Origin of the sequence: Sphingorhabdus sp. (assembly GCF_029865925.1) — a bacterium.
Lineage (GTDB): Bacteria > Pseudomonadota > Alphaproteobacteria > Sphingomonadales > Sphingomonadaceae > Sphingorhabdus_B.
This window is the reverse complement of the sequence record NZ_JARXAI010000044.1, coordinates 1-8,546: the sequence shown is the minus strand read 5'-3', so window position 1 is coordinate 8,546 and position 8,546 is coordinate 1. Positions and strand designations below refer to the sequence as shown.

At 54.8% G+C, this 8,546-nt stretch carries 7 protein-coding genes; 4 read left to right on the top strand and 3 right to left on the bottom strand.

Going from position 1 to position 8,546, the window contains the following annotated elements:
- The 3 genes from QE270_RS04160 to QE270_RS04150 form a co-directional block, all read left to right on the top strand.
- On the top strand, positions 1–2,032 hold a 2,032-nt coding region (locus tag QE270_RS04160), incomplete at its 5' end, for a TonB-dependent receptor (RefSeq protein ID WP_300035619.1).
- A 122-nt stretch (positions 2,033–2,154) separates the two neighbouring features.
- On the top strand, positions 2,155–4,728 hold the full coding sequence (locus tag QE270_RS04155) for a bifunctional YncE family protein/alkaline phosphatase family protein (protein ID WP_300035616.1): 2,574 nt from the start codon (positions 2,155–2,157) through the stop codon (positions 4,726–4,728).
- Positions 4,718–6,832: a TonB-dependent receptor gene (locus tag QE270_RS04150; RefSeq protein ID WP_300035613.1), complete on the top strand. Its 2,115-nt coding sequence runs from the start codon at positions 4,718–4,720 to the stop codon at positions 6,830–6,832. Before QE270_RS04155 ends, QE270_RS04150 begins: the two co-directional genes overlap by 11 nt.
- 279 nt (positions 6,833–7,111) lie before the next feature.
- On the opposite strand, the gene QE270_RS04145 is transcribed toward QE270_RS04150, so the two are convergent.
- On the bottom strand, positions 7,112–7,540 hold the full coding sequence (locus QE270_RS04145; protein WP_300035610.1) for a DUF411 domain-containing protein: 429 nt from the start codon (positions 7,538–7,540) through the stop codon (positions 7,112–7,114).
- A 51-nt stretch (positions 7,541–7,591) separates the two neighbouring features.
- A complete protein-coding gene (locus QE270_RS04140) occupies positions 7,592–7,813 on the bottom strand; it encodes a hypothetical protein (protein WP_300035607.1) in 222 nt (73 codons plus the stop codon).
- A 140-nt stretch (positions 7,814–7,953) separates the two neighbouring features.
- Between QE270_RS04140 and QE270_RS04135 the strand changes: the two genes are divergently transcribed.
- Positions 7,954–8,130 carry a hypothetical protein gene (locus tag QE270_RS04135; RefSeq protein WP_300035604.1) on the top strand — a complete coding sequence of 59 codons (177 nt, stop codon included), beginning with the start codon at positions 7,954–7,956 and terminating at the stop codon, positions 8,128–8,130.
- Positions 8,131–8,165: 35 nt separating this feature from the next.
- Here the strand turns inward: QE270_RS04135 and QE270_RS04130 are convergent.
- On the bottom strand, positions 8,166–8,546 hold a 381-nt coding region (locus QE270_RS04130), incomplete at its 5' end, for a fasciclin domain-containing protein (RefSeq protein WP_300035601.1).

The window sequence follows — 8,546 nt, the reverse complement described above, 5'->3', positions numbered from 1 at the left end:
AAATGTCTCTGTGCCGTTATCGGATGAGGATGAAAGTTCGCACTCGGTGCTCTTCTACGGTCGTTCGTATGAAACCGATTCAAATATATTGTTCAATCGTGAAGCTTTTGCCGACACCTTACTAGAACTCGGCGGTTTCCGTAAATATCCTTACAACTATACTAACTTCGGTGCCAAATATCTTTGGAGCATTAATCCAGACACTAAGTTCCGGGCAGGTGTCCAGTTTGCCACTGTTGACTTTGAGGATACCTTCCCAGATTCCTCGCCCTATGCTCCGAACAAGACTGAGTTTCCTATTTTTAACGCTTCGTTTGTTTCTCAAGTTACAGACAATTTGCGTGTAGAGGTTGAGGGTCATTATCAGGCGCCAAAGCTAAGAAACACGGAACTCGACCCGATGATTTGCTCAATTCCCCGCGTGGCAGACCTTCCGGCCAATGTTCGTGCCCTGGCTCCCTCTTCAGGCTTCGCGACAGCATCGGCATTCGAGGCATTTGCTGCGGCCAACGGGCTGCCGCGCGGTTGTGTTACTAACCCTCAATTCAACTTTGGCAGGGCCAATGTTTCGGCAAAGCAGGGCATTTATATAAATCCTGCTAATGGCAAGCCATATGGTACCTTAGACAACCCATTTCCAATCGGAAACCCGATGGGCTTCGTGATCCAGTCGGTTGCAGGCTTCGGCACAGGCATTCCTACTAAAGGCATTGGCGACGTTGACCAATTCGTTTCCGGTTACGTTGACTACGGTATTAATGGTCGCGCGACATATCGTTGGGCTCCGTGGTTGGAAACTGTAGTCGGTCTGCAAAATACGTCCTACAAAGATAACTCAGACCCGGTTTTTGGGGTTCGCGACGTAACTGTGAGTTCAACTGGCGTTTATGGTGATCTTCGCTTTGACGTGCCTCTGCTAGAGGGCCTTAAAGTATCGCTGGCTGGGCGCCAAGACTTTAACACCAGTTTCAAAGACGCGACGGTCTGGAAACTTGGTCTGCGGCAAGAACTCCCTGCAGGTTTCTACCTGCGCGCTGGCGGCGGCACCTCTTACAGTGCACCTAAGATCAATGAAATCGGTGCATTTGGTCCAACCCAGAACCTCAACCCAGGCCTGGAGTCTCAGTCGGTCAAAGCCTACAATTTAGGTGCTGGGATCAATGGAGAGTTTTCCGACGGGACGTTTAACATTGAGCTTGGCTATTTTGACACGGAGATCGCAAACCAATTTTCGAGGCCTACCGTTGACTCAGTCTGCCTGGAGTATGCTCGCGAAACTCGTGCGGGCCAACCTCGGACACTAGACGAAATCACGCGCAACCGGGCTTCGATCATAACACCAGATGCATTCTGCGCTACGGCTGCTTCAGGCAACTTGCCGGGGATACAAACTGTTGCTGTGAACACTCGGGCATTGCAGGATATTAAGGGCTTCACCGTTGATTTGTCGTTGGACACAGATCTAATTCAAGCTGACTTCACATTCACCAAGTCAGAGTCCTTGGAACCAAACCCCGTGCGGGGTTTGCTAGCTCGCACCGATGGGACGACAGCCGATCTTGGCTTCGTAGTACCAGGCCCAGCGGGTATCAATAAAACGCGTCAGTCGGCCGAACGGCCAGAATGGTCGCTGTCTAGCCTCGTGACTATCACGCCAAGTGATCGCTGGGCACTCTCGTTCAACCCACGCTATCAAGGTCCGGAATATGCTTATGCCTCTTCGGCTGCGGCACGTTTAGTAAACGCGGCTGGCGAACGTGTGATCAAAGACGTTAATTTTGGTAATTACTTCGTCCTGAATGCGTCGCTGCAGTATTATCTGGGTAGCGAGAAGCAGCATCGGTTCATGCTCCGTGCCGTGAATGTTTTGGGCGAAGACTATTTTGAACGTGCCTCCGGTGGCTCGACATTGCAAGTTTCGCGCGGTGCCGTGCGCGGTGAGATTGGACCGCAAAACAGCGCATACTACCGCCAATATGGCTGGAATGGCAAACCGCGGTCGTTTTGGATGCAGTACGAATACCGTTTCTAGATTGTGATCCCGACGCCGCTGTCCGCGGCGTCGGGTTTTCTACTGTGTGCAACTTTCAGGCGCATTAGCGGTTCATGATAGAAGCAGTCTGGAAACACCCGTCCCCGTAGGAGTTGCTTTTTATGCGTAATATCTTCGGCTTATCACTGGCCATCACATTTCTGGGATCAACTTCGTTAGTGACGCCCCTGAAGGCGCAAACGGTCGATCGGCCGGTCGGTGCGGTTATCGACGCCGGTGTGGTCACGACGCGCCAAGCAGTCACGCCAGCTGGCGTCCAAACCATATTTGACGGACGCGTCCATGCATCCGCATTTGGCAAAGACAACATCTTATGGGTGCTTAGCCGCAGCCACCTTTACCAGTTCGATTGGCTTGAAAATCGGATGATAGCAAAAGTTGCCATTGACGGGATTGGCGGCATTCGCGGCTTGACCATTGACCCTGTTACAGGCGATCCTTTGATAAGCACTGTTACGGGTAAAAGCAAAAACCCCAACCCCAAATTGCCCGAAATGCCGGGTAAAGTCCGGCTGATGCGGTGGACGAATGGAGGCTTTATGCAAGTCGGGGGCGATCTTGGTACCGCGTCTGCCGGCCAGCCTGCAATCGCAGGGGGTAGCATTCTGGTACCTGTGACAGCGAAAAACAGCCTCGCCATTGTTGACGCAAAAACGGGCGTGGCGCGGCAGGCGAATGTAGGCATCGCGCCCGCGGCAGTCGTGGCGCACGGGAACATTTCTTATGTCGCCAATTGGGGCGGCGAAAAGGCGATGGGGACGCAGGCAAGCGCACCAACTGGCCTTGACCCAATGGCCGATTTAGTGCGGATCGACGCACGCGGCGTCGCCGAGCCCGGTAGCGTATCAGTTGTGGACTTGGCGAAAGGTACCACGGTCGCGACGATCGGCGTAGGTCGGCATCCTACCGCGCTGGCGCTCGATGCTGCGGCAGGGCGACTATACGTAGCCAATACGAATGATGACAGCATCTCGGTGATTGACACCGTGACCCGCGCAGTCATTTCAACGATTACACTGCAGCCGTTTTCGTCGAGCACATATGGCGTCGCACCGACGGGGATCACAATCGACCGGGCGCGCAACCGCTTACTTATCGCCTGCGGCGGGATCAATGCAATTGCCGTCTACGACCTAGAGGCGGGGCGTATTTCGGGGCTCATTCCCACTGGCTGGTATCCTGTGTCGGTAGCGCTTGATGCAAGCGGCAAGCGCATGACAGTTGCGACATTACTTGGCGTTGGTTCTGGCCAGAAGGAAGGGCCAACAAAGCGTTTCGTCCACGCCAATCGCGGAACCGCGCACGTCATCGACATGCCGGATGCCCCCCAACTTGCAAGCTACACGGCAGCGGTCGCCGAAAACAACCGCGTTAGCTTTGCGTCATCTGCGCCGCTAAAAGCCGACCCTGCTGCGCGGCCGACCGCAGTCCCATTACGTGCAGGCGAGCCCTCACTTATCGAGCATGTCGTTTTTATCGTGAAAGAAAACAGAACTTACGACCAAGTGCTTGGTGCGCTAGGGCGCGGTAATGGCGAACCGTCTTTCGTGATGTTCGGCGAAGATGTCACACCGAATACCCACAAGCTGTCGCGCGAGTTTGTGACGCTCGATAATCTTTACGCAACGGGCGGCAACAGTGCGAGCGGACACCAATGGGTGACGCAAGCGAATGAGGCAAGTTACACCCTGTGGCCCGGCTATGAAGGACGCAGCTATCCATTTGATGGCAGTGACCCGCTGGCTTATTCTGCGCGCGGATTTATCTGGGACGCTGCGCTTGCGCGCGGCAAATCAGTGGCCGTGTTCGGCGAATATGCGCCGCGCCTCGGGTGGGACCAGATGGGCCGTATCGATTTACTGCGGCGCTGGAAAGATGGCGAACGTTTCGAGAACCTGTGGAATACTAAATCCCCTATCCCGCCGCTTGACGGTGCCCTGGTTCGTAATTTCCCAGCGTACACTATGGCTGTACCCGACGTTATTAGAGCTCAACTTTTTGTCCAAACGCTGAAGGGCTATACCGCAGCAGGCAAGATGCCTAATTTGACGCTTGTTCAGTTGCCATCAAATCACACAAGCGGCACAACACCGGGTATGAACACGCCGAAGGCGATGGTGGCCGATAATGATTTGGCGCTAGGGCAAGTCGTTGAGGCACTTACAAACTCCCCGTTTTGGCCGAAGATGGCAATCTTTGTCGTTGAGGATGACGCACAGAACGGGGTGGATCACGTTGATGGTCACAGGATGCCGGGACATATCATCAGCCCGTACACACGTCGTGGCAGCGTCGATTCAACTTTCTATGCGCACCAAAGTGTCTTGAAGACAATTGAGCTGATCCTCGGGTTGCCAACGCTGTCGCTGTTTGACTTAATCGCCAACGACATGCGCGCCAGCTTTACCGACACGGCCGATCTGACACGCTATACAGCCGTCGTCCCCAAACAGGACCTGTTTGAAATGAACCCCGCCGCGTTGGCGTTGCGTGGCGAGGCTCGGGAGGGCGCACTTGCCTCCGCGGCGATGCGATGGGACGTGCCGGACGCAGTGCCGTCGGCTGTGCTAAATCGCATCACCTGGCACAGTATCAAAGGATGGAACGTTCCATATCCCAAGACAGTGCGCGCCGCGTTTAGCCCGTTTCAGCTCGACGATGACGGTGACGAGTAAGCAGCTTTTAGCCGCTCTCTCATCGTTGTGCTTTGCGGGCTGTGCATATGCCAGCGACGATAGGGCCGACATCGTCGTTCGGGGCATTGTCCCTGAGGAGGTGGAAAGCGTTGCCGGTTCGCTTACTATTATCGGTCCCACAGCCCTCGCGCGGATGCAGCCGATCAGCGTCAAGGAAGTCTTGCGCCGCGTGCCGGGCGTGCAGGTCGTCGACGAGGACGCATTTGGGTTGAAGCTGAACATCTCGGTCCGTGGGTTAAGTGCGCGGCGGTCGGGCCGTACATTGCTTCTCGAAGACGGCGTACCGATCCAGCCCGCGCCCTACGCCGATCCATCTGCGCATTATTATCCACCCCTGCACAGAGTTGAACGGATTGAAGTGCGTAAAGGATCGGCACAAGTGTTGTTCGGACCACAATCTATTGGCGGCGTCGTCAACTTTGTGACGGATGCCGTGCCGGATCGCCTATTGATCGAGGGCGCGGCCCAAATCGGAACCCGTTCGTTCCACAGCCTCGATGCAAGCCTGGGCATCGGGAACGACGCCTTCGGTATCCGCCTCGATGCCGTGCACAAACAGGGTGATGGCATTCGCGATTACCACGGGACACGCGTCGACGAAATCGCGGTCAAGACGCGGATGGCAATTGATGATAGGCACAGCCTGACGGTGAAAGGCTCTTATTACGCGGAGGGGTCGCGCCTGACGGAAGGCGGCCTTAATGAGGCACGTTTCGCTATCAGCCCGTATTATAACCCGTTTCGCAATGACTGGTTCTCGCTCGACCGGATTGCGGGGCAGGTCGTGCACGATTGGTCGATCGGCACGAATGCGACGCTTTCAACGCAGGTCTTTTATACGCGAACCTATCGTGCCTCTTACCGGCAGGCTGATACGTCGGTCGATGCGATGACAGCAAACCCAGCGACCGGTTGTGTCGGCGGCGCGCGGACCGACTATGAACGTTTCGCGGCTCTATGCGGCAACAAGATGCGGCCGCGGGCCTTTTCCTTTTGGGGTGTTGAGCCAAGGCTTCAGTTCGAATGGTCGGCCCTAGGGGTCACAAACGAAGCGATCATCGGTGCGAGGGCGCATTTCGAGACAACTAACCGCAAACGCTACAATGGCCTCACGCCTGACGCACGGGAAACGTCTGCAGAGACTTTACTGCGCGACGACAATGACATTGGGACGCAATCATATGCGGCCTATTTCCAGAACGTATTCAGTGTTGGGGACATTCACATTACCCCCGGTGTCCGCGCCGAACGTACCGAAACCACTAATCGTGCGCGGACCGCAAATTTTGTTGCGATCGACCGCACGTCTGCCTCGTCACAAACGTTGGTACTCCCCGGTGTGGGGCTGACCTGGACGCCTAGCGATACGTTGACGGCGTTCGCAGGTATTCACAAGGGCTTTGCACCGCCTCGTCCTGACCGTGACTTTAATCCTACGGCTCCATTTAACGCAGTACGTCCGGAACGGAGCACGGAGACCGAAGTTGGCTTCCGCTTCCGCCCGCGCCCGGGCGTTACGGTCGAATCAACGTTGTTCGAAATGGAACTGAGTGAGCTTATTGTGGAAGGGTCGCTGGTTGGAGGGCGCAGCGGGACTTTTGTGAATGCAGGCAAGGCCCGCCATCGGGGGTTGGAGGGGACCGCCACCGCAGCCATCGGTCCTATCCAACTCGGACTTACCTGCAGCTACCTGTTTGAAGCGCAGTTCCTTACAGATGTTGAAGAGGTTACGCGTGGGGTAAAAGGGAACCGCATTCCTTACGCGCCAAAGCAACTTATCGATGCAAGCATCGGATATCGGCACCCTCGCGGTGTTGATTTAGAATTAGGCATCAATTACGTTGGCGAACAATTCGCCAATGCTTCGAACACGCGCATGGTCTCGCCGGATGGGTTAAATGGAACCGTCCCTGCGCGCACGATTGTTCGGACGTCGGTAAACTACCGCCTACCCAAATCACGCTTACAGCTTTTTGCAACAGTCGAAAATTTTTTTGACAACGCTTACATTGCCAGCAGGGTAGATGGATTGTTCGCTGGCCCTGCAAGGCGGATGCTTGTGGGCGTGCGGATTGTACCCTAATCGTTTGTAGCTTGAATTATGTGGCGATCTTGCCTCTGTTCATCTTTCAAAACAGTTCCCATCGCTATTAGGCTCTGCCGCGGGTGACGATATTTTTAGGAAGGTCCCCTGTTTAAACATCCACAGCCGGATGATCCAATGTCCGCTTTTGCGCTGAAAGCGGACAGCCGGCCTTTGTTTATAGAATAGCAAAAATCGGAATAATGCAGCAGCGCTGCGTAAATAATTAGAGCGCGGGGCCCTCATCAATAAATTGACCGGCGCCTTCGTTCCCCATGATCAATGCTTCGCGAATACTGTCGTTTTACCTGAGCCAAAGGCGATGACGTTATATCGATCGGACCGGTAGCCGGGAGCCTCCATGCCGGGAGAACCTAGGGGCATGCCGGCGACCGCAAGTCCACGGACACCCTTTGGCTTTGCCGCCAGTACTTTCTTCATATCGGCAATCGGGACATGCCCCTCGAAAGCTACTCCATCAATGATGGCTGTGTGACACGAAGCCAAGTTAGCGGGCATGCCCAGCCGCTTGTGCAGCGCTGTTCGGTCTGCGTCATTGACAACCTTGACGGCACGGCCAAATTTCTGACGCACTTGAATGGCCCACTTTTCGCAGCAACCGCATCCTGGATCGCGGTGCATTACAATGTCGCCAGCAGCCAACGCGGATGTCGAAACGAGGGCAAGAGCCAGTGCGATACTTTTCATGATTTGATGTTCATCCTGTGTGAAAGCGCCAAACGATATAGGGGGAAGAACCTATTTGTGGTTCATGCCTTCCATGTCGTGGCCTTCATGGCCAGTCTTTTCAACCTCTTTGGCCTTGTCTTTGCAACAAGCCATTTTGCCGTGCTTGTCTTTCTTGCAACAGCAGCATTCCATTTTCGTTCCTGGCTTTGCAACTTCAGCGGCAAGTGCTCCTGAGGAAACGGTAAGGGCCATAGCCGCAATTAACATTCTAATTTTCATTGCGATCTCCATCTTAATACAATCCTTGTCCTTCGTCCTAGCTTACCACGGCCCAACAATGTCTGCAATTATCGGGCGGAAGTAATCCAACGTCCACTCTTAGTTCGTTTTCGGGAACATCTGCAATTGGGCGCTAAGCAGCTCCGTTGCCATTGAACAGGGATCAGACTGTCGGTGAAGAATTGCTAAACGTTACCGTGGAAACAGGCCCTCCCCCACTTCACGCGCGGCTAGAGATACTTCTCGATATCGATGTGGGTGGGGTTTTGGCAGACGATGTGCCCATCACACTTGGCGCGCAAGCATGTATAAAAGGCGCCGGTCGCTGAACGGGGGGTAAAGCGACCGGCACCAAAGCTACCAATTAAGGCAGCAATACAGAATCAATGACGTGGACAACGCCGTTTGACTGCATCAGGTCAACGGCGGTCACGGTAGACTGTCCGCCCTTGCCATCGGTGATGACGACGCTGTTACCCGACAAACGCGCGGACAGTTTTTCGCCTGCGACGGTTGTCAGCGAAGCGTTGCCACCGCCCGCCTTGATGGCCGCGACGATATCGGTAGAAGTCAATTTACCAGCAACTACATGATAGGTCAGGATTTTGGTCAGTGTTGCTTTGTTCTCTGGCTTCACGAGCGTACCAACGGTACCTGCGGGAAGCTTTTCAAAGGCGGCGTTGGTTGGCGCAAATACGGTAAATGGACCTGGGCTTGCGAGCGTGTCGACAAGGCCAGCGGCCGT

Excerpts from the sequence above, each read along its gene's own strand:
- QE270_RS04155 (WP_300035616.1), top strand. The coding sequence starts at position 2,155 with ATGCGTAATATCTTCGGCTTATCACTGGCCATCACATTTCTGGGATCA.
- QE270_RS04145 (WP_300035610.1), bottom strand. The coding sequence starts at position 7,540 with ATGAAAAGTATCGCACTGGCTCTTGCCCTCGTTTCGACATCCGCGTTG.
- QE270_RS04140 (WP_300035607.1), bottom strand. The coding sequence starts at position 7,813 with ATGGAGATCGCAATGAAAATTAGAATGTTAATTGCGGCTATGGCCCTT.